21 protein-coding genes and 1 pseudogene are annotated in these 18040 nt (G+C 58.5%); 12 read left to right on the top strand and 10 right to left on the bottom strand.

Translation table 11 applies throughout. The features are described from left to right. Positions 1–13 precede the first annotated feature (13 nt). Positions 14–616, bottom strand: a complete 603-nt coding sequence (locus QFW87_RS18965; protein ID WP_283188526.1) for a DUF262 domain-containing protein — start codon at positions 614–616, stop codon at positions 14–16. Between the two features lie 469 nt (positions 617–1085). Between QFW87_RS18965 and greB the strand changes: the two genes are divergently transcribed. Next, a complete protein-coding gene (gene greB / locus QFW87_RS18960; RefSeq protein WP_283188525.1) occupies positions 1086–1559 on the top strand; it encodes a transcription elongation factor GreB in 474 nt (157 codons plus the stop codon). An 88-nt stretch (positions 1560–1647) separates the two neighbouring features. Here the strand turns inward: greB and QFW87_RS18955 are convergent. From QFW87_RS18955 to QFW87_RS18945, 3 genes and pseudogenes are all read right to left on the bottom strand, one after another. Beyond that, positions 1648–1818 (bottom strand): annotated as a pseudogene (locus QFW87_RS18955) (transcription elongation factor GreB); the annotation flags it as partial. 34 nt (positions 1819–1852) lie between these two features. Next, positions 1853–4357, bottom strand: a complete 2505-nt coding sequence (locus QFW87_RS18950) for an ABC transporter permease (protein ID WP_283188524.1) — start codon at positions 4355–4357, stop codon at positions 1853–1855. Then, entirely contained in the window at positions 4357–5040 is a 684-nt protein-coding gene (locus QFW87_RS18945) for an ABC transporter ATP-binding protein (protein WP_008148510.1), read from the bottom strand. Before QFW87_RS18945 ends, QFW87_RS18950 begins: the two co-directional genes overlap by 1 nt. 10 nt (positions 5041–5050) lie before the next feature. On the opposite strand from QFW87_RS18945, the gene QFW87_RS18940 reads away from it, so the two are divergent. From QFW87_RS18940 to QFW87_RS18930, 3 genes are all read left to right on the top strand, one after another. Further along, on the top strand, positions 5051–5656 hold the full coding sequence (locus QFW87_RS18940) for an arylesterase (protein ID WP_283188523.1): 606 nt from the start codon (positions 5051–5053) through the stop codon (positions 5654–5656). A gap of 56 nt (positions 5657–5712) precedes the next feature. Then, entirely contained in the window at positions 5713–6006 is a 294-nt protein-coding gene (locus tag QFW87_RS18935; protein WP_003226812.1) for a hypothetical protein, read from the top strand. 101 nt (positions 6007–6107) lie between these two features. After that, complete coding sequence (locus QFW87_RS18930; RefSeq protein WP_283180932.1) at positions 6108–7079, top strand: L,D-transpeptidase family protein; 972 nt, start codon at positions 6108–6110, stop codon at positions 7077–7079. A gap of 124 nt (positions 7080–7203) precedes the next feature. Here the strand turns inward: QFW87_RS18930 and oprI are convergent, their stop codons facing one another. Next, complete coding sequence (oprI, locus tag QFW87_RS18925; protein WP_002553018.1) at positions 7204–7455, bottom strand: outer membrane lipoprotei OprI; 252 nt, start codon at positions 7453–7455, stop codon at positions 7204–7206. A gap of 639 nt (positions 7456–8094) precedes the next feature. Between oprI and QFW87_RS18920 the strand changes: the two genes are divergently transcribed. Beyond that, positions 8095–8382, top strand: a complete 288-nt coding sequence (locus QFW87_RS18920; protein WP_008057026.1) for a GNAT family N-acetyltransferase — start codon at positions 8095–8097, stop codon at positions 8380–8382. 70 nt (positions 8383–8452) lie between these two features. On the opposite strand, the gene QFW87_RS18915 is transcribed toward QFW87_RS18920, so the two are convergent. Both QFW87_RS18915 and QFW87_RS18910 read right to left on the bottom strand, forming a co-directional pair. Beyond that, the gene (locus QFW87_RS18915) at positions 8453–9529 is read right to left on the bottom strand and encodes a 3-deoxy-7-phosphoheptulonate synthase (RefSeq protein WP_054052004.1); all 1077 of its coding nucleotides are present in this window, start codon (positions 9527–9529) and stop codon (positions 8453–8455) included. Positions 9530–9711: 182 nt separating this feature from the next. Further along, a complete protein-coding gene (locus tag QFW87_RS18910; protein WP_129436984.1) occupies positions 9712–10155 on the bottom strand; it encodes a PilZ domain-containing protein in 444 nt (147 codons plus the stop codon). On the opposite strand from QFW87_RS18910, the gene QFW87_RS18905 reads away from it, so the two are divergent. The 5 genes from QFW87_RS18905 (at position 10154) to cysB (ending at position 14146) form a co-directional block, all read left to right on the top strand. Then, entirely contained in the window at positions 10154–10540 is a 387-nt protein-coding gene (locus QFW87_RS18905; RefSeq protein WP_283180931.1) for a thioredoxin family protein, read from the top strand. The genes QFW87_RS18910 and QFW87_RS18905 overlap by 2 nt on opposite strands. Continuing rightward, positions 10537–11493: a putative 2-dehydropantoate 2-reductase gene (locus tag QFW87_RS18900; protein WP_283180930.1), complete on the top strand. Its 957-nt coding sequence runs from the start codon at positions 10537–10539 to the stop codon at positions 11491–11493. Before QFW87_RS18905 ends, QFW87_RS18900 begins: the two co-directional genes overlap by 4 nt. 25 nt (positions 11494–11518) lie before the next feature. Next, complete coding sequence (locus QFW87_RS18895; protein ID WP_095128924.1) at positions 11519–12424, top strand: 5'-nucleotidase; 906 nt, start codon at positions 11519–11521, stop codon at positions 12422–12424. Between the two features lie 94 nt (positions 12425–12518). Further along, positions 12519–13022, top strand: a complete 504-nt coding sequence (locus QFW87_RS18890) for a universal stress protein (RefSeq protein WP_283180929.1) — start codon at positions 12519–12521, stop codon at positions 13020–13022. 149 nt (positions 13023–13171) lie between these two features. Further along, the gene (gene cysB, locus QFW87_RS18885; protein ID WP_109633635.1) at positions 13172–14146 is read left to right on the top strand and encodes an HTH-type transcriptional regulator CysB; all 975 of its coding nucleotides are present in this window, start codon (positions 13172–13174) and stop codon (positions 14144–14146) included. A 9-nt stretch (positions 14147–14155) separates the two neighbouring features. On the opposite strand, the gene QFW87_RS18880 is transcribed toward cysB, so the two are convergent. After that, entirely contained in the window at positions 14156–14638 is a 483-nt protein-coding gene (locus QFW87_RS18880) for a transcription elongation factor GreAB (protein ID WP_283188522.1), read from the bottom strand. A 14-nt stretch (positions 14639–14652) separates the two neighbouring features. Beyond that, positions 14653–15063, bottom strand: a complete 411-nt coding sequence (locus QFW87_RS18875; RefSeq protein WP_283188521.1) for a hypothetical protein — start codon at positions 15061–15063, stop codon at positions 14653–14655. A gap of 124 nt (positions 15064–15187) precedes the next feature. Here QFW87_RS18875 and earP point away from each other — a divergent pair, with 124 nt between their 5' ends. Together earP and QFW87_RS18865 are read left to right on the top strand one after the other, a co-directional pair. Next, complete coding sequence (gene earP, locus QFW87_RS18870) at positions 15188–16330, top strand: elongation factor P maturation arginine rhamnosyltransferase EarP (protein ID WP_283188520.1); 1143 nt, start codon at positions 15188–15190, stop codon at positions 16328–16330. 48 nt (positions 16331–16378) lie between these two features. Beyond that, positions 16379–16948, top strand: coding sequence for an elongation factor P (locus QFW87_RS18865; protein ID WP_028619992.1), 570 nt, complete (start codon positions 16379–16381; stop codon positions 16946–16948). A 66-nt stretch (positions 16949–17014) separates the two neighbouring features. Here the strand turns inward: QFW87_RS18865 and QFW87_RS18860 are convergent, their stop codons facing one another. After that, positions 17015–18028, bottom strand: coding sequence for an alpha/beta hydrolase (locus QFW87_RS18860; RefSeq protein ID WP_283188519.1), 1014 nt, complete (start codon positions 18026–18028; stop codon positions 17015–17017). Positions 18029–18040 lie beyond the last annotated feature (12 nt).

Below are 18040 nucleotides of genomic sequence, written 5' to 3'. Positions count from 1 at the left end.
TCAACATCCGAAACTATCGAGACGCGCGCTGATCGTGTGTGCGAGAAATTACGCCCATGGCGCAAAGATCATACGTTTTGCGCAACGCCAGCTCGTCGCCAGATGACACATGGGATTGAGCGAAGATCGTCGACAGGAAACGTTTACGTTCGCCATTTCCAATCTCAGACCACACCCTCGGCAGACCTTGAACATCTGGGATAGCCAGGCGATCAAGAAAATACTCTTCCAGGCTATGCAGACGCTGCTGACCATCTAGGAGGATTTCGCTGTTCTCAGCCATGGCTTGCCCTGAACCTGCGGATTCGCACCACTCGTTGATCAAGTAGCTCCCCAAATCTGCTCCTGACCAAACAGCAGAAATAAATCGAGACTGCTGCCCCACATTCCAAACCAAGTGCCTCTGCCAGGAGGCAACGGGAATGCCCATCACAAACCGCGCAGCCCAAGGATAGTTTTCGCGGGCAGACGACGGATCTACGAGGTACTTTTCCAAGCGGCAGGCCAGCACGTCAATCGGGTACTGGTGGGTCGAAGTGGTCAAAATTTGTTTAGGCATTTGAATGATGGTGTCTGAGGTTTCGTCATCGTCGAAGCGCTGAAAAATGGTGGACATGGATTTCCTTAGTAAGGGTTGTGCTTCGGGCTGGTCGCAATGGTCGAGTGAATGTGATGCCGTCACCATCAATCCCTCCCGTAATGATCAAAAAGTCACGAGGCTAGCGTTGGCGCCGACCTAGTAGCTATTTACGAGTGCGAGCATACATCCCGCCCGAACGACTTCGCAGACAACCCCCAGGCTCATCGGCTACCTATAGATGACAAACGGTTCGTTCCTGAGAAACCTTGAGACTGATCGACGATTTTTTACAGACGCGGAATTTTGGGAGCGCTGCTGCCCCGAGTTTGAGAGGTTCTGGTCTACGCCTGCTCTGAAAATCAGTATGGTGGTGGCATTGGACTGGGTTGCTGGCAGTGTCGATTCCTGTGGCAGCACTGTCAGAAAGGGTTCCTGCAAATTTTGCAGGCAGACAAATCCCGGCCAAAATACAAAAACTTTTGAAAATTGAAGTCTTGGAGTGTTCTTGAGCACAAACATCATCACGGTCGAGGGGCACGAGGCTCTCAAGCAAGAACTCGATTACCTCTGGAGAGAGAAGCGTCCAGACACCACCAGAAAGGTCACCTGGGCTGCGTCTCTGGGTGATCGAAGCGAGAACGCTGACTACCAGTACAATAAAAAGCTACTGCGGGAAATCGATCGAAGGGTCAGATATCTGCGCAAGCGGCTAGAAGATGTCCGAGTGGTTCACTACTCTCCAGAACAGGAGGGACGAGTGTTTTTCGGTGCTTGGGTCGAGGTGGAAAACGAGGCAGGCGAACTCAAGAAATTTAGGGTCGTCGGCTACGATGAAATCTACGGTCGGAACGATTACATCTCCATCGACTCACCTATGGCACGTGCGCTTTTGAAGAAAGAGGTAGGTGATGAGGCCGTGGTGCAGACCCCAAACGGAGAAATTTTATGGTGGATAAATTCCGTGACATACGGAAAATAGTATGAAATTATTAGTACGCATACTTTTTCTGAAGCCTTGATTTTAAAGGACTACAGAGATTTTAGTATGCGGGGTGAGGTTCTTGCTTGTATTCGGCGTTTTCCGAGCGATCGCCCTGTGCCGCGGCCTCGCTGACTGACTGTGTCACCTGCGGCCGCCGAACATGCCAGAGCTCATGAAACTCGGCCCGCATCCGCGCTTCACCTTCGGGGGTGATCAGCGCGGTGCCAGCGGTGCGGGGAGGGCGATAACGGCTCATGGCAACTTCTTGTGGTAGAGAGAGCTTGAGTCTATCAACCCTCGCGCAAGACTGTCAGGGGGCTGGCGTTCAGAGCGCGACGTGTGCCGAACACGCCAGCACCCCCGATCAGCACCGCGCCGATCAGTGGCAGTACCAGCAACCACGGATGCGGATGCCACGGCAGGTCGAAGGCGTAGCGGTAGAGCACCATACTCACCAGTTCCGAACCCAGCGCTGCCAACAATCCGCTGACCGCTCCAAGCAAACCGAACTCGATCCGCCGGGCCTTGACCAACAGTTGCCGCTCGGCCCCCAGGGCTCGCAACAACGCGCCTTGGCGAATGCGTTCATCGAGCGTCGCCTGCAAGCCTGAAAACAACACCGCCATCCCCGCCGCCAACACGAACAACAGCACATACTCCACCGCCAGGGTGACTTGGGCGAGGATGCTGCGCAGCTGTTCGAGCAAGGCTTCGACTTGCAAGATGGTCACCGCCGGGAACGCCCGGGACAGATCCACGATCTGCTGATCATGACCGGCCGACAGATAAAAACTGGTCAGGTAGGTCGCCGGCAGATCTTTCAGCGTGCCGGGCTGGAAGATCATGAAGAAGTTAGGCTGGAAGTTGTCCCAGTTGACCTCCCGCAGGCTGGTGACTTTTGCTTCGCGATTGACACCGCCCACGGTAAACACCATGTGATCGCCGAGCTTGAGCTTCAGGCTTTCGGCGACTTGGCCTTCCACCGATACGCCGGGAATTTCTTCCGGCGTCTGTTCGGCCCACCAGTTGCCCGCCGTGAGTTTGTTGCCCGTCGGCAAATCCGCCGCCCAGGTCAGGCTCAGGTCGCGCTGGATCGCTCGATCACCGGCCGAATCCTTGCTGACGATTTCCTGCACCGGCTCGCCGTTTACGCTGATCAGCCGTCCAGGTACCACCGGGTACAGCGGCGCGGATTGCGCCGACAGTTTGATCAGGCGATCGATGAACGCCTGTTTGTCCGCCGGCAGAATGTTAAGCGCGAAATAGTTGGGTGCGTTTTTCGGTAGCTGGTTCTGCCAGGTGTCCAGCAATTCGCCGCGCAGCAATGCGATCAGCGCCATGGACAGCAGAATCAAACCGAAGGCCAGGGATTGCCCCGCGGCCGCCAATGGATGACGCAGCAATTGGCCCAGCCCGAGGCGCCATGGCAAAGAGGCGCGCGCCAGCAGTCGGCGCAGGCTCTTCAGAAGCAGCAACAGCAAGCCGCCAAGCACCAACGCCGCGATCACACCGCCACCGAGCAGGGCGAAGGTCAATATCAGGTCCAGGCTCAAGCGCCACATGATCAGCCCGAGGGCGCCTAATGCCGCGCCATAAACCATCCAGGTGCTGGACGGAATCGGCAGCATGTCCCGACGCAATACCCGCAATGGCGGAACCCGGCCCAGTGCCGCCAGTGGTGGCAAGGCAAAACCGGCCAGCGCCACCAGCCCGGTGCCGATCCCGGCGATGGCTGGAAACAGACCGCCCGGTGGAACGTCGGTCGGCAATAAATCATGCAGCAGCGCGAACAGTCCCAGCTGCGCGAACCAGCCGATAAGGGCGCCGCTGATACTGGCGAGCAGTCCGAGCACCGTCAGCTGCAAACTGAACAGCACCATGGTTTCCCGTCGGGACAGCCCGAGGCAACGCAGCAATGCACTGGCATCGAATCGGCGAGTGGCGAATCGCGTCGCCGACAGCGCCACTGCCACACCGGACAACAGAACCGCCACCAGACTGGCCATGTTCAAGTAACGCTCGGCCTTGCCCAAGGCGCCGCCGATCTGTCGGTTGCCATCGCGGGCATCCTGCAAACGCTGGTTGGCGGCCAGGCCGGGTTTGATCAATTGACGATAGGTTTCCAGCGCCTCGGCTTTACCGCGCCAGAGTTCGCGGTAACTGACCCGGCTGCCGGGTTGCACCACGCCGGTCGCGGCGAGGTCGCTGAGGTTTATCAGCACCCGCGGCGTGAGGCTATAGAAGTTGCCGGCACGGTCCGGTTCGTAGGTCAGCACTCGCGCCAGTTTGAGGGTTTGCATGCCGACGTCGATGCTGTCGCCGATCTTCAGATCCAGCGCGGTCAGCAGTCGCGCTTCGACCCAGGCTTCACCGGGTTTTGGTCCGCCACCGGGTTCTTCCGGGGCGAAGGGCGCCGGGGCACTTTTCAGTTCGCCGCGCAGTGGGTAGACGTCGTCGGCAGCTTTGATGCTGGACAATTGAATGCCATTGTCAGTGGCGATGACGCTGGAAAACTCCACCACTTGAGCGTGTTCGAGGCCCAGCTCCGTGCCGCTTTTAATCTGTTCGGGTCGCGCGGGAGAGCTGCCTTCAAGCAGCAAGTCGGCACCGAGAAACTCGGTGGCGCGCAGCATCATGGCGCCGTTCAGGCGGGCGCCGAAGTAACCGATGGCGGTACTCGCCGCCACGGCCACCAGCAAGGCAAAAAACAACACGCGCAACTCACCGGCGCGGGCGTCGCGCAGCAGTTGGCGGATGGCAAGACTGAACAGTCGTAACAGCGGCAGGCGTGCCATTAAACCTCCAGAGGCGGGACGAGCAGGCCGGCGTCGAGGCGGATCAGGCGTCGGCAGCGATGTGCCAGGCGTTCATCGTGGGTTACCAGCACCAGGGTCGTACCGCGTTCCTGATTGAGTTCGAACAGCAGATCGCTGATGCGCTCGCCGGTATGGCTGTCGAGGTTGCCGGTGGGTTCGTCGGCAAACAGCACATCGGGCTCGGCGGCAAAGGCTCGGGCAATCGCCACGCGCTGCTGTTCTCCGCCGGAGAGCTGGCGGGGCGAATGGGTCAGGCGTTGACCCAGCCCGACGCGTTGCAGCAGTTCGGTGGCGCGCTCACGGGCGTCCTTGCGCCCATCGAGTTCCAGCGGCAGCATGACGTTTTCCAGGGCGTTGAGGCTGTCAAGTAGCTGGAATGATTGAAAGACAAAACCCACATGCTCGGCGCGGATGCGCGCCCGTTGGTCTTCATCGAGATTGCTCAGGGCTTGACCGGCGAGCGTGACTTCACCGCTGCTCGGCAGATCGAGACCGGCGAGCAGGCCTAGAAGGGTGGATTTGCCGGAACCGGAGGCCCCGACGATGGCCAGACTGTCGCCCTTGTTCAGTTTCAGGCTCAGTTCGTGCAGGATGGTCAGTTCACCTTCCGCGCTGGGAACCACTTTGCTGAGGTTCTTCGCGGTGAGAATGCTTGCGCCCATGGAGAATCCGATGCGTGTGTGGTTTTTGAGTGCTGGCCTGGCCTTGATGTGCATGGCCCAGAACGCAGCGGCGGGTACAGTCCTGATCGTTGGCGATAGTATCAGCGCGGGTTTCGGGCTGGATACCCGGTTGGGGTGGGTCTCCCTGCTCGAGCAACGGCTCAAGCGCGAAGGTTTCGACGATAAGGTGGTCAATGCGTCCATCAGCGGCGACACCAGTGCCGGAGGCCAGGCGCGCCTGCCTGCGCTGCTTGCAGAGCATAAGCCTGAGCTGGTGATCCTCGAGTTGGGCGGTAACGACGGGCTGCGTGGATTGCTGCCAACGCAATTGCAACAAAACCTTGCAGCAATGATCGACAGCTCCCGCGCGAGTGGCGCCAAGGTGCTGTTGCTCGGCATGCAATTGCCACCCAACTACGGCGTTCGTTATACCGAGGCCTTCGCGAACGTCTACAGCACACTGGCCGAGGAGAAAAAGATCCCGCTGGTACCGTTTTTTCTCGACGGCGTGGGCGGTCATCCGGACTTGATGCAAGCCGACGGCCTGCACCCGGCTGCCGGGGCTCAGGACAAGTTGCTGGAAAATGTCTGGCCGACACTGAAACCGCTGCTTTGACGCTTTTCTAGTGGCGGTGTTTCGGCTAAGGTGGCGCCCCCGATTTGGAGCCCCTGATGCCGCGTCCTGCCTGGTCACTTTTTGCCTACCAACTGATCGAGCCTGACGAACAGCTGGATCTGTTCGCCTGCCAGGAAGTGCGGGTACATCTGGTGACCCGTCAACTGGAGTTGGGCGGCTCGGCGGACCGGACCTTGTGCGGCAGCCTGTTGCCAGCACAACCGCGCTGGTCGAGCGTCGATCGCCGTGTGTTCCAGGATCAGCGCCTGTGCTCGCTGTGCCGGGCCATTCTGGAATCGCAAAAACGCGGCACATCGCCGATCTGGCCGGAACTGCGTTTCGAGCTTTAGAACCCGATAGTTGCTTGCTATCGGTCAACTCCCCGATTTTCCAGGCGCCGGTGTACAATCCCGTTTTTATACCCTTGTCGATCATGCGAAGGATTTTCCGGATGTTGCCGCGCTTTCCTGCCGTCACCCGCTACCTGTCTCTCGCCGCCCTCTGTGTGGCGGGTCCCGTAGCAGCATTGGAGCTGCCCCTGCCACCGCCCGGTGAAGACATCATCGGTCAGGTCCAGGTGATCAAGGCCAAGTACGAAGATACCTTCGCCGACCTTGGCACCACCTACGATCTGGGCTATTCGGAAATGGTCGCGGCCAACCCTGGCGTCGATCCATGGCTGCCGGGCGCAGGCACCGAAGTGGTGCTGCCGACGCGTTTCATCCTGCCGCCGGGCCCGCGTGAAGGCATCGTCATCAACCTGGCCGAGTACCGCCTCTATTACTTCCCGAAAGGCCGGAACGTGGTGTACACCTTCCCGTTGGGTATCGGCCGTGAAGGCTGGGGCTCGCCGATTGCCCATACCAGCATCACCGCCAAGACGCCGAACCCGACCTGGACCCCTCCAGCGTCGATCAAGGCCGAGCACGCCGCCGATGGCGATCCATTGCCGAACGTGGTGCCGGCCGGCCCGGACAACCCGCTGGGGCCGTTCAAGTTCACGCTGGGCACGCCGGGCTACCTGATCCACGGTTCGAACAAGAAGTTCGGCATCGGCATGCGCACCAGTCATGGTTGCTTCCGCATGTTCAACAACAACGTGCTGGAGATGGCGGGCATGGTGCCGGTAGGCACGTCGGTACGTATTATCAGCGACCCGTACAAGTTCGGTGTCAGTGGCGGTAAGGTGTATCTGGAAGCGCACACGCCGCTGGACGACAAGGGCAACCCTTCTGTGGTCGACAAACACACCGCGGTGATCAACGCGATGCTCAAGCGTGAGGACATCACCAACAACCTGCGCATGAACTGGGATGTGGTCCGCGACGTGGTTGCCGCCGAAGATGGTCTGCCGGTGGAAATCGGAGTGCCGAACTCCTCGGCGCCGATGGTGACGAGTGCGCCGATCGACCCGTTGCAGTAATGCTTGAAAGGAACCCGCCGATGCTGACCGCGTCGGCGGGTTTTTTATTGCCGGTACGAAATAGCGGGCAATAAAAAAGCCGACCCAAAAAATGGGTCGGCTTGATAACAATCCCGAAAGATTATTACTTGCGGCTAGCTTTGTCCAGCATGCGCAGAGCACGCTCGTTAGCTTCGTCAGCAGTCTGTTGTGCTTTTTGAGCAGCAGCCAGAGCTTCATCAGCTTTACGGTAAGCTTCGTCTGCACGAGCCTGGGAGCGAGCTGCTGCGTCTTCAGTAGCGGTCAGACGTGCTTCGGTTTCTTTCGATACGCTGCTGCAACCGGTAGCCAGAACTGCGGCCAGAGCCAGAGCAGAGAATTTCAGAACGTTGTTCATCGTGTTCCCCTTCAAGGACTTTCTATTAAGTTAGCTGTCTCCTCAGAGTGAGGAAATAGCCGGCGTACATACTACCCATTACTTGTCGTAAGTAAACTGACGTAAAGCAAGAAGCCAAAAAAATTGTAGGCGTTGATTCTTTTTCGAGCAACTTTTAACTGCATTGTTTAAAAAATATCCAGCTGGGAGGCCCGAGCTGAGCGAGCCGCCGAAGAAAAGTTCCGCGCGCTCACCGCTCTTTTCCGAGTCTTGGCTAAAGTCTGTCTAGATGGATTCGTCCACACTTTTGTTCGGATTTTGCGTGGCGCCTCTCATATCTTTCTCCATGTTCAGGTGACTTTAACAAAGGGCGCTCGTCTTAAGTCTCAACATCCGGCAATGTTCAGGCTGTCGACCTTCAGAGATCTTGGTCGAGCCGTCTCTGCGTAACCCGGAGCAGCACCCCCGCCCCCAGCGTGATGACGAGCGTACCTTGAGCATTTCTGCCAATAGTGCCTACTATTTGATACGTGCTCGGTTGCGCGAGATTGGTGCAGCTCTTCTCGGTGTCCATTCAGGCACGGGGTGGCGTAGATGTTCCTTCGCCGGAAAAACATCGGTAAGGTAGGGGTCAGAATTCCAGACCCGCGAGGAGTAGTGATGAGCGAGGCGTTGTCCATCCACCATGACCAGGCTGGTCATCAGTTCGAGACCAATGTGGACGGTCATCGTGCCTACCTGACCTATATGGATCTGGGGAAACAGACCCTGGATATCTATCGCACCTTTGTGCCCAACGCGCTACGTGGTCGCGGCATTGCGGCAGCCCTGACCGAGAAGGCGTTGGAGTACGCTGAAGAAATGGGTTACACCGTCATTCCATCGTGTTCCTACGTGGAACGCTACATGGAGCGCCACCAGCGGCACGCGGCCAAGCTGAGCCAGTAGCTTTTAAAGAATCGAACACATAAAAAAACGCCGGGTTAAGCCCGGCGTTTTTTTGTGCGGCGAAAAGCGATCAGCTGCGATCGCGTTTCGGCAGCACGTCCTTGAGCTTGGCATGCATGCTGCGCAAGGTGTTTTCGGTGGCGGACCAGTCGATGCAGGCATCGGTGATCGACACGCCGTATTGCAGGTCGGCGAGGTCTTTCGGGATCGCCTGGCAGCCCCAGTTCAGGTGACTTTCGACCATCAGGCCGATGATCGACTGGTTGCCTTCGAGGATCTGGTTGGCGACGTTCTCCATCACCAGCGGTTGCAAGGCCGGGTCCTTGTTGGAGTTGGCGTGGCTGCAATCGACCATGATGTTCGGCTTGATCTTCGCTTTGTTCAGGGCTTGCTCGCAGAGCGCGACGCTGACCGAATCGTAGTTCGGCTTGCCGTTGCCGCCGCGCAGTACCACGTGACCGTAGGCATTGCCCTTGGTGGTGACGATCGACACGCCACCTTCCTGGTTGATACCCAGGAAGCGGTGAGGGCTGGAAACCGATTGCAGGGCGTTGATCGCGACCGTCAAGCCGCCGTCGGTGCCGTTCTTGAAGCCGACGGCCGAGGACAGGCCGGAGGCCATTTCACGGTGAGTCTGGGATTCGGTGGTGCGCGCACCAATGGCCGACCAACTGATCAGGTCCTGCAAGTACTGTGGGGAGATCGGGTCTAGGGCTTCAGTTGCGGTCGGCAGGCCCATCTCGGCCAGGTCCAGCAACAATTGACGACCGATATGCAGACCGTCCTGAATCTTGAAGGAGTCGTCCAGGTACGGATCGTTGATCAAACCTTTCCAGCCGACGGTGGTGCGTGGCTTCTCGAAATACACGCGCATGACCAGATACAGGGTATCGGACACTTCGGCCGCAAGCGTCTTCAGGCGCTCGGCGTATTCGTGGGCCGCCTTGATGTCGTGGATCGAGCAAGGCCCGATGACAACAAACAGGCGGTGGTCGGTGCCATCAAGAATGTTGCGAATGACTTCGCGGCCCTTGGTGACGGTGCGCAGGGCAGCGTCGCTCAGAGGGATATCACGCTTGAGCTGATCGGGAGTGATCAGCGTCTCGTTGGAAGCGACGTTTAGGTCGTTGATCGGTAAATCAGCCATCGTTTACTCGTCAGGTCACGGGTGCCGGCCGCCAGCGAACCCGCGCGGCGGAGCACAGCAAATTAAGCGCGTCGGGGAGCAGAACCTTAGCGCGTTACACCGTGGCTCGACAATGGGCAGACACCGGTTTAACGGGCATTCTCAATTAGTTTCCGCGGGTAAACCCATTGAGGATGCCCCTCCTAATCCAGCACAACCTGCGCAAATGCCCTGCGAACCGTCTCGTGAGAGAACTCGTCGGCATGCTCCTGGACCCATTCGAGGGCCAGGGCCTGAGTTTCCTGCAGATCGTCATGCGCGTCATGCAGGCGGCAGTAACGTTCGATCTGGCACACCTGCTCGCCCATTCGGGCACTGAACATCATCTGTTCGTCAACGAAGGCAATGCCTACCAGATAGCCGCGCTTGCGTCGCAGGCACCAGGCTACATAGCCCAGAAAACGCATGTCGGGGTTCAAGGTCGGCATGCGAATTTCCAGCGCCGTACCGTGGCGCCACGCCCGGTGATAATTGCAAGCCATGCCCCCGAGGCTGATAGTGTGCAGCTGTTGCCGTGAAATACACTCAGGTTTGAGCAACGTTAATTCGACGGGCACATCGTCAGGGTGAGGAATAAAACGTCCCATGAACACGGACTCCATGTGTCGGCCATCTGACATTGTTTCACCCAGTATAGTGGTCGAATTGGAACTGACTGATTTCGACGCCGACCAACGGCTGCTGGCGATGAGCGGTGTGTCGCTGGTTATTTTCACCAGCGTCGGCTGCGCCAGTTGCCGTTTTGCCCGTGAGCAATTGCCACGACTCGACCTGGACGTCGATCGGTTGTGCTGGATCGATGCCGGGAACAATGGCGGGGTGGTCGAGCGTTATCAGGTTTTTTATTTGCCGGCGCTGTTTGTGGTGCGCGACGGTGAATTCTTCGGGGCACTAAAATCGCGCCTGACCGGCACCGAGCTCAATGCTGCCGTGGGTCAGGCGTTGAGTCGAATTGCAGAGGAGTTGCCATGATGGGGGCAGTGACCAAACCGACAATCGGTATTATCGGAACCGGCGCGATCGGCGGTTTCTACGGATTGATGCTGGCGCGTGTCGGTTTCGATGTGCATTTTCTGTTGCGCAGTGAGTTTTCGGCGGTGGCCGAGCGCGGGTTGAAGCTCGACAGTGCGGTGCACGGCGCGCTGACGTTGAATCCGGTTCAGGTCTATTCGAGTGCCGAAGACATGCCGCCTTGTGACTGGTTGCTCGTGGGCGCGAAAACCACCAGTAACGCGGATCTGGCGCCAGCGATCATTCAAGCCGCCGCCCCCGATGCGAAAGTACTGCTGATGCAAAATGGCCTGGACGTTGAAGACAGTCTGCGAGCGTTGCTCCCCGATTCGCTGCACGTGCTCGGTGGGCTCTGCTATATCTGCGTTCATCGTGAAGGACCAGGCGTCATCACCCATCAGGCGCTCGGCGCTGTGAATGTTGGCTATCACAGTGGCCCTGCAGCTGATGAGCAGGCGCGCATGGCGATTGTCGAGGAAGGCGCCGGGCTGTTCCGCGCCGCCGGCATCGATTCCCAGGCCATGGCGAACCTGCATCAGGCGCGCTGGCAAAAACTGGTCTGGAATATCCCCTACAACGGTCTGTCGGTTCTGCTCGGGGCAAGCACCACGCCGTTGATGGCCGATGCCGACAGTCGGGAACTGATCAAGGCTCTGATGGCTGAAGTGGTTCAGGGAGCAATCGCCTGCGGTCACGACGTACCGGCCGGTTATGCCGATCATCTGTTCATGGTGACCGAGAAAATGCCGGACTATTGGCCGAGCATGTACCACGATTTTCTGCACAAACGACCACTTGAGCTGGATGCGATTTACGCCCGGCCCCTGGCCGCAGCCAAGGCCGCAGGATGCGAGTTGCCGCGAATCGAAGCCTTGTATCGCAGTTTGAGTTTTATCGATCGACGTAATACCTGAGTCGATCAACCTGAGGGGGAAGGGCATGGCAAAAACTATCGACGACAAACTGGTGCTAGCGATTTCTTCGCGTGCGCTGTTCGACCTGAGCGAAAGCCACAAGGTCTATCTGTCGAGCGGCGTCGAAGCCTATCGGCAATATCAGATCGAACACGAAGACGAAATCCTCGAGCCCGGTGATGCATTTCCGTTGGTACAAAAACTCCTCAACTTGAACACCAACCTTGGCCGCGCCCGGGTCGAGGTGATCCTGGTGTCGCGCAACAGTGCCGACACCGGCCTGCGGGTTTTCAATTCGATCCACCACTATGGCCTGGCGATTTCCCGCGCGGCGTTTGTCGGCGGGCGCAGTCCTTATCCGTACCTCAAGGCGTTTGGCTGCGACCTGTTTCTCTCGACGCATGCCGAAGACGTGCGCAGTGCACTGGATGCCGGGTTCGCCGCGGCGACCATTCTGTCGGGCGGCGCCAGCCGTGCGGCCAGTGATGAATTGCGCATTGCCTTCGATGGTGACGCGGTGCTGTTTTCCGACGAATCGGAGCGGGTCTATCAATCCGGTGGTCTGGAAGCGTTTCAGGCCAGCGAGCGTGAAGCCGCCCGCGAGCCATTGCGCGGTGGGCCGTTCAAAGGCTTCCTCGCGGCCCTCAATCTGTTGCAACGCGAGTTCCCGGAAGACGCCTGTCCGATCCGCACCGCGCTGGTGACCGCGCGATCGGCGCCCGCCCATGAGCGAGTGATCCGTACCTTGCGCGAATGGGACATTCGTCTGGACGAGTCGCTGTTTCTCGGCGGCCTGACCAAGTCAGCGTTTCTTGAAGCCTTTGCCGCCGACGTGTTTTTCGACGATCAGGCCGGTCATTGCGAGTTGGCCCGCGAGGTGGTCGCCACCGGCCACGTGCCGCACGGCATAAGCAACGAGCAAAAGGTTTAAGCCCACGGTTCAACGCGTTACCCGAAACGTCGTACTCGCCAAGGCACTGCTAAGCTGAATCAATCTCCGCCATGTCGGCACTCGAGGAGGTCATATGATTCGTTCTATGTTGTACGCCACTGACCTCGGCCTGTATGCACCTTTGGTAATGCAGCATGCCTTGGCGCTGGCGCGCACATTCAATGCCGATCTCTACGTGGTGCACGCCGTTGAGCCGATGGGGCTGTTCGCCGAATCGGTGCTTCAGAGTTACCTCGATGAGCAAGCGTTGAACGAGTTTCACAGTCAGGGCCTGAATACGGTGATTGCCAATATCGAGCAGCGGGTGCTCGACAGCTTTCGTGAAGAATTGGGGGATGAAGGGGCGCAGGATCTGGAGCGGATTCAAGCGGTGCGGGTGCTTCAAGGCGATCCGTCACAGGTGATTCTCGACCAGGCGCAGAAACTCTCCGTGGATTTGTTGATCGTAGGTAGTCATAGCCATGGTGCTGGCGCGGAAACACCTTTGGGCCGGACTGCAGCGCGGGTGCTGCAACTGTCTCGGGTGCCGGTCTATCTGGTGCCGCTGGTGGAGCGTCGTCGCCAAGGGGATCGTTAGTGTCCTGCCTCGCGTATTCACGAGGCAGGACACCAGAAGACGAATAGTGGCAGTTTGATAAAAAAGTTCTAGATTTATTCTTCAAGCCATTAATATAGTTATATACCGTCGCTGATGCCCGTGGCGTCTACCTGCTTTGAGGGATTCATATGAAGCTTCAACAATTGCGCTACATCTGGGAAGTGGCGCACCACGACCTCAACGTTTCCGCTACAGCCCAAAGCCTTTACACGTCGCAACCGGGCATCAGTAAGCAGATCCGTTTGCTGGAAGACGAATTGGGGGTTGAGGTTTTCGCTCGCAGCGGCAAGCACCTGACCCGCGTCACCCCGGCCGGCGAGCGAATTATCACCACCGCCGGCGAGATCCTGCGCAAGGTTGAAAGCATCAAGCAGATCGCCCAGGAATTCTCCAACGAGAAAAAAGGTACCCTGTCGATCGCCACCACGCACACCCAGGCGCGTTATGCGTTGCCACCGGTGATCAGCAATTTTATCAAGCAATACCCGGACGTTGCCCTGCACATGCACCAGGGTTCGCCGATGCAGATCGCTGAAATGGCCGCTGACGGCACCGTGGATTTCGCCATCGCCACCGAAGCGCTGGAGCTGTTCGGTGATCTGGTGATGATGCCGTGCTATCGCTGGAACCGCTGCGTGGTCGTACCTCAGGGCCACCCGCTGACCAAGCTGTCGAAGCTGTCCCTGGAAGCGCTGGCTGAATACCCGATCGTGACGTACGTCTTTGGTTTCACCGGCCGTTCGAAACTCGACGAAGCGTTCAGCCATCGCGGCCTGACGCCGAAAGTGGTGTTCACCGCCGCCGACGCCGACGTGATCAAGACTTATGTTCGCCTGGGGCTGGGCGTGGGCATCGTGGCGAAAATGGCGGTCGATGCCAAACTCGACAGCGACCTGGTCATGCTTGATGCCAGCGACTTGTTCGAATCCAGCATTACTAAAATCGGTTTCCGTCGCGGTACGTTCCTGCGTGGCTTCATGTGCGACTTCATCGAGAAGTTCGCCCCGCACCTGACCCGCGAGGTCATGGCCAAGGCCATCCAGTGCCACAACAAGCAGGAGCTGGAAGAGCTGTTCGACGGCGTCGAACTGCCTGTGCATTAATCTCTCGCGTTAAACCACCTCGGTAACAGAAAACTGTTGCCGAGCACCCGCCACCAGAATCTCCACCTCATCCCCTTCGAACTTGCCCAGCAGGCTTTTGCCCAGCGGTGAGCGAGGGGTGATGACGGTAATCCATTGCCCCACCAGGTCGACCTTCAAACCCGCCGCGTCGGGGGCCAGAAACAACCATTGCTCACGACCCTTTTCGTCTTCCAGGCCGAGCAAGGCGCCGACTTCGATGCCGCGCTGATCGTCGTAAGGCCGCAGCGTCAGGTTCTGGCAACGCGTCAGTGACTGCCTGATTTCTTCCACCCGTCTGGCCTGCCCTGCTGCCAGGTAAGACGCCTCCAGACCTAGCGTGTCGTACTTGTTCTCGGCGATGTTTTCTTCGTGGGTCGCGGTTTCGTAAGCGGTTTGTGCGGCACGCTCGGCGATGTCGAGGTCGATCCGCAGCTTGTCGAGAATCAGTTGGTGGACGGTCGGCTTGTGCATAGAGAGCTTCTTGATCAATCGCAGAATTGCAGGACGTTGGCGCGGCTTTTTTCGCTCGGCGCAGTCTGGTCCTGTTGCAGCCAGAACTGGCATTTCGGGTTGGACAGATTGCGGCCGGTGCTGCGGGCCTGATCCATTCGTTGCTGCTGCTCGTTTTTGCGCAGGTTCTCTTCGTACTGTTCGAACAACGGGCTCTGCGGCGGAATGTCCGGCACCGGTTGTGCCACCACCGGTGGTTTGGCCAGTTGCTGCACGGCCTCAGTCACGGGCGCCAGCTGCTCGCTGAACAACAGTCGAGAGGCGAGCCAGCACGTCAGCGCGATCGCGATAAACCCCAGCCACACACCCAGGGCAATGCTGCCGGTCAGTTGCAAGGCGCTGAGCTGGATCGGCAACGGGCGGCGCGGATTGGGACGGTAGGGCATGGCTGCCTCCTGGCGGGTGGTCGCGGGCGAGTGGCGATTGTCGCATGAAGATTAATCGCCGTCGGCTCTTCTGCACGGGGTAATTTATGAGGACAATCGGCACCTTTGCCAACGGGAGCCTGGAATGCCTGAAATGAAAGCCCGCTGGGATATTTTCTGCGCGGTGGTCGACAACTTTGGCGACATCGGCGTGACCTGGCGTCTGGCCCGACAACTGGTGGCCGAACATTCGGTGGCGGTGCGTCTGTGGGTCGATGATCTGCGGGCCTTCGAGCGCTTGTGCCCGGAAGTTGACATCAACGCCTCACAGCAATGGCAGCAGGGCGTCGAAGTGCGTCAGTGGACGGCCGACTGGCAGCCCACTGAAGCCGCTGATGTGGTGATCGCCGCGTTCGCCTGCCAAATGCCGAGTGCTTACATGGAGGCCATGGCCGAGCGGGAAAAACCGCCGCTGTGGATGAATCTCGACTATCTGAGTGCCGAGGACTGGATCGTCGGCTGCCACGGCTTGCCGTCGGTGAAGTACAAGAGCGTACAGAAATTCTTTTTCTTTCCGGGGTTTCAGAAGGGCACCGGTGGCTTGCTGCGTGAAAGCGGATTGCTTGAGCGTCGTCAGCAGTTTCAGCAAAACCCCGAGGCGCAGCGAGAATTCCTGCAAGGTTTGGGGATTGATCGCGCGCAAGGTGCGCAGTTGATCTCGCTGTTTGCCTACGAAAATAACGGGCTGGCCAGTTGGCTCGAGGCAATGGCTGCCGACTCGACGCCCACTCATCTGCTAGTGCCCGAAGGCAGGATTCTTGGGGACGTCGAACGTTGGCTCGGTGTGGAGGGTCTGGTGGCCGGCGCGGTGCATGTGCGCGGTGAATTGACCGTGCAAGTGCTGCCGTTCGTCCGACAGGATCAATACGATCACCTGCTCTGGTGCTGCGATTTCAATGCCGTGCGCGGTGAAGATTCCTTTGTCCGCGCCCAATGGGCGGGGCGGCCGCTGCTCTGGCACATTTATCAGCAGGACGAAGACATCCACCTGGAAAAGCTCGACGCCTTCCTCGCTCTGTACACCAAAGGCCTGTCCGAGCCTGCCCGCGAGGCGATCAGTGGTCTTTGGCGCGTGTGGAATGCGGGTGACAATATGACCGGGCACTGGCAATCGACCCGAAAACACTGGCCAGAACTGCAAAAACACGCCGAAGCGTGGTGTCTGGAACAGGCTTTGCAGGCAGATCTTGCCGCGGCGCTGGTACAGTTTTATGTAAATTGGATATGATACGCGGCCTAGATTTTTGTAAATCCCATCCAAATTCGGATATTCGCAATGAAAACTGGTAAAGAACTGAAACCCGGTACCGTGATCCGTCTCGAAAACGATCCTTGGCTGGTTCAGAAAGCTGAATTCACCAAGTCTGGTCGTAACAGCGCGATCATGAAGACCAAGCTGAAAAACCTGCTGACCGGTTACAAGACCGAGATCGTTTACAGCGCCGACGACAAGCTGGACGACGTAATCCTCGACCGCAAAGAAGCGACCCTGTCCTTCATCAGCGGCGACACCTACACGTTCATGGACACCACCGACTACACCATGTACGAGCTGAACGCTGAAGACATCGAAGCTGTTCTGCCTTTCGTTGAAGAAGGCATGACCGATGTTTGCGAAGCGATCTTCTTCGAAGAGCGTCTGGTTTCCGTAGAACTGCCGACCACCATCGTGCGCGTAGTTGACTACACCGAAGGTTCGGCTCGCGGCGACACTTCCGGCAAGGTGATGAAGCCTGCCAAGCTGAGCAACGGAACTGAGCTGCAGGTTGCTGACTTCATCGAAATCGGTGACAAGATCGAGATCGATACCCGCGAAGGCGGTTCCTACAAAGGCCGTGCTAAATAAGCACTGCTTCAGGAATGAAAAAGCCCGACCATTGAGTCGGGCTTTTTTGTACCTGCGATTTACCGCTTATTTGAGGTGTTGCTTGAGTTCTTCGGACGCCTGCAACATCGCCGAGCGCACCGCCGGCACCTGGCTCACCACGTTAAGCAAACCATAGTCGTGGATCATGCCGTTGTAGCGCACGGCGGTAACCGGCACCCCAGCCTCGTCGAGTTTGCGGGCGTAGGCTTCACCTTCATCGCGCAACACGTCGGCGCCGGCGGTCTGCACCAGGGCAGGTGGCAGGCCCTTGAGTTGCGCAGTGGTCGCCCGCAGCGGCGACGCGTAGATTTCGTTACGCTGTTTGGCGTCGGTGGTGTAGTTGTCCCAGAACCACTTCATCATGTTTTTGGTGAGGAAGTGCCCCTCGGCAAACTGGTTGTAGGACGCCGTCTCGAAGCTGGCGTCAGTCACCGGCCACAGCAGAACTTGGAATTTGATCGCCGGCGTGCCCTTGTCTTTGGCCATCAGCGCAACCACTGCCGCCATGTTGCCGCCGACGCTGTTGCCGGCCACGGCCAGACGTTTGCCGTCGACGTTGATCTCTTTACCGTGCTCGGCCACCCATTTGGTTGCGGCGTAAGCCTGGTTGATCGCCACCGGGTAATGCGCTTCCGGTGACGGGGTGTAATTGACGAACACCGCCGCCGCCCCCGAACCGGTAACCAAGTCACGAACCAGACGTTCGTGGGTCGGGAAATCCCCCAGCACCCAGCCACCGCCGTGGAAAAACATGAACACTGGCAGCGGACCTTTGACCCCGGCCGGCCGGACGATCGTCAGGCTGAGCGGTTGGCCGTCGACTTGAATGGTCTTTTCGCTGACATCAGCTTTTGGCAGCGTCAGTTTCACCCCGGCCTGCGCGCCGACCAGCACGGCGCGGGCTTCTTTAGGGGTGAGTTGTTCCATCGGTTTGCCGGTGCCGGCGTTCAGAGCGTCGAGGAACGCTTGGGTGTTGTGTTCAACACCCTCACCAGCGAACGCGCTGTTAATGGACAAGGTGAGGAGGGTACCGGTCAAGACTTTACTGAAAGTGATCATGTTCGTTTCCTG

It is taken from the genome of Pseudomonas sp. PMCC200344, assembly GCF_030053095.1.
GTDB classification, from domain to species: domain Bacteria; phylum Pseudomonadota; class Gammaproteobacteria; order Pseudomonadales; family Pseudomonadaceae; genus Aquipseudomonas; species Aquipseudomonas svalbardensis.
This window is presented reverse-complemented; position numbering and strand designations above follow the sequence as displayed.

What these genes read in the sequence shown, in the direction of transcription:
- QFW87_RS18945 (WP_008148510.1), bottom strand. Translation starts at nt 5,040, where the DNA reads ATGGGCGCAAGCATTCTCACCGCGAAGAACCTCAGCAAAGTGGTTCCC.
- oprI (WP_002553018.1), bottom strand. Translation starts at nt 7,455, where the DNA reads ATGAACAACGTTCTGAAATTCTCTGCTCTGGCTCTGGCCGCAGTTCTG.
- QFW87_RS18880 (WP_283188522.1), bottom strand. Translation starts at nt 14,638, where the DNA reads ATGCACAAGCCGACCGTCCACCAACTGATTCTCGACAAGCTGCGGATC.
- QFW87_RS18940 (WP_283188523.1), top strand. Translation starts at nt 5,051, where the DNA reads ATGCGTGTGTGGTTTTTGAGTGCTGGCCTGGCCTTGATGTGCATGGCC.
- QFW87_RS18860 (WP_283188519.1), bottom strand. Translation starts at nt 18,028, where the DNA reads ATGATCACTTTCAGTAAAGTCTTGACCGGTACCCTCCTCACCTTGTCC.
- QFW87_RS18890 (WP_283180929.1), top strand. Translation starts at nt 12,519, where the DNA reads ATGATTCGTTCTATGTTGTACGCCACTGACCTCGGCCTGTATGCACCT.
- cysB (WP_109633635.1), top strand. Translation starts at nt 13,172, where the DNA reads ATGAAGCTTCAACAATTGCGCTACATCTGGGAAGTGGCGCACCACGAC.
- QFW87_RS18965 (WP_283188526.1), bottom strand. Translation starts at nt 616, where the DNA reads ATGTCCACCATTTTTCAGCGCTTCGACGATGACGAAACCTCAGACACC.
- QFW87_RS18905 (WP_283180931.1), top strand. Translation starts at nt 10,154, where the DNA reads ATGAACACGGACTCCATGTGTCGGCCATCTGACATTGTTTCACCCAGT.
- QFW87_RS18950 (WP_283188524.1), bottom strand. Translation starts at nt 4,357, where the DNA reads ATGGCACGCCTGCCGCTGTTACGACTGTTCAGTCTTGCCATCCGCCAA.
- QFW87_RS18900 (WP_283180930.1), top strand. Translation starts at nt 10,537, where the DNA reads ATGATGGGGGCAGTGACCAAACCGACAATCGGTATTATCGGAACCGGC.
- QFW87_RS18910 (WP_129436984.1), bottom strand. Translation starts at nt 10,155, where the DNA reads ATGGGACGTTTTATTCCTCACCCTGACGATGTGCCCGTCGAATTAACG.
- QFW87_RS18920 (WP_008057026.1), top strand. Translation starts at nt 8,095, where the DNA reads ATGAGCGAGGCGTTGTCCATCCACCATGACCAGGCTGGTCATCAGTTC.
- QFW87_RS18935 (WP_003226812.1), top strand. Translation starts at nt 5,713, where the DNA reads ATGCCGCGTCCTGCCTGGTCACTTTTTGCCTACCAACTGATCGAGCCT.
- QFW87_RS18875 (WP_283188521.1), bottom strand. Translation starts at nt 15,063, where the DNA reads ATGCCCTACCGTCCCAATCCGCGCCGCCCGTTGCCGATCCAGCTCAGC.
- QFW87_RS18865 (WP_028619992.1), top strand. Translation starts at nt 16,379, where the DNA reads ATGAAAACTGGTAAAGAACTGAAACCCGGTACCGTGATCCGTCTCGAA.
- QFW87_RS18915 (WP_054052004.1), bottom strand. Translation starts at nt 9,529, where the DNA reads ATGGCTGATTTACCGATCAACGACCTAAACGTCGCTTCCAACGAGACG.
- QFW87_RS18895 (WP_095128924.1), top strand. Translation starts at nt 11,519, where the DNA reads ATGGCAAAAACTATCGACGACAAACTGGTGCTAGCGATTTCTTCGCGT.
- QFW87_RS18930 (WP_283180932.1), top strand. Translation starts at nt 6,108, where the DNA reads ATGTTGCCGCGCTTTCCTGCCGTCACCCGCTACCTGTCTCTCGCCGCC.
- earP (WP_283188520.1), top strand. Translation starts at nt 15,188, where the DNA reads ATGCCTGAAATGAAAGCCCGCTGGGATATTTTCTGCGCGGTGGTCGAC.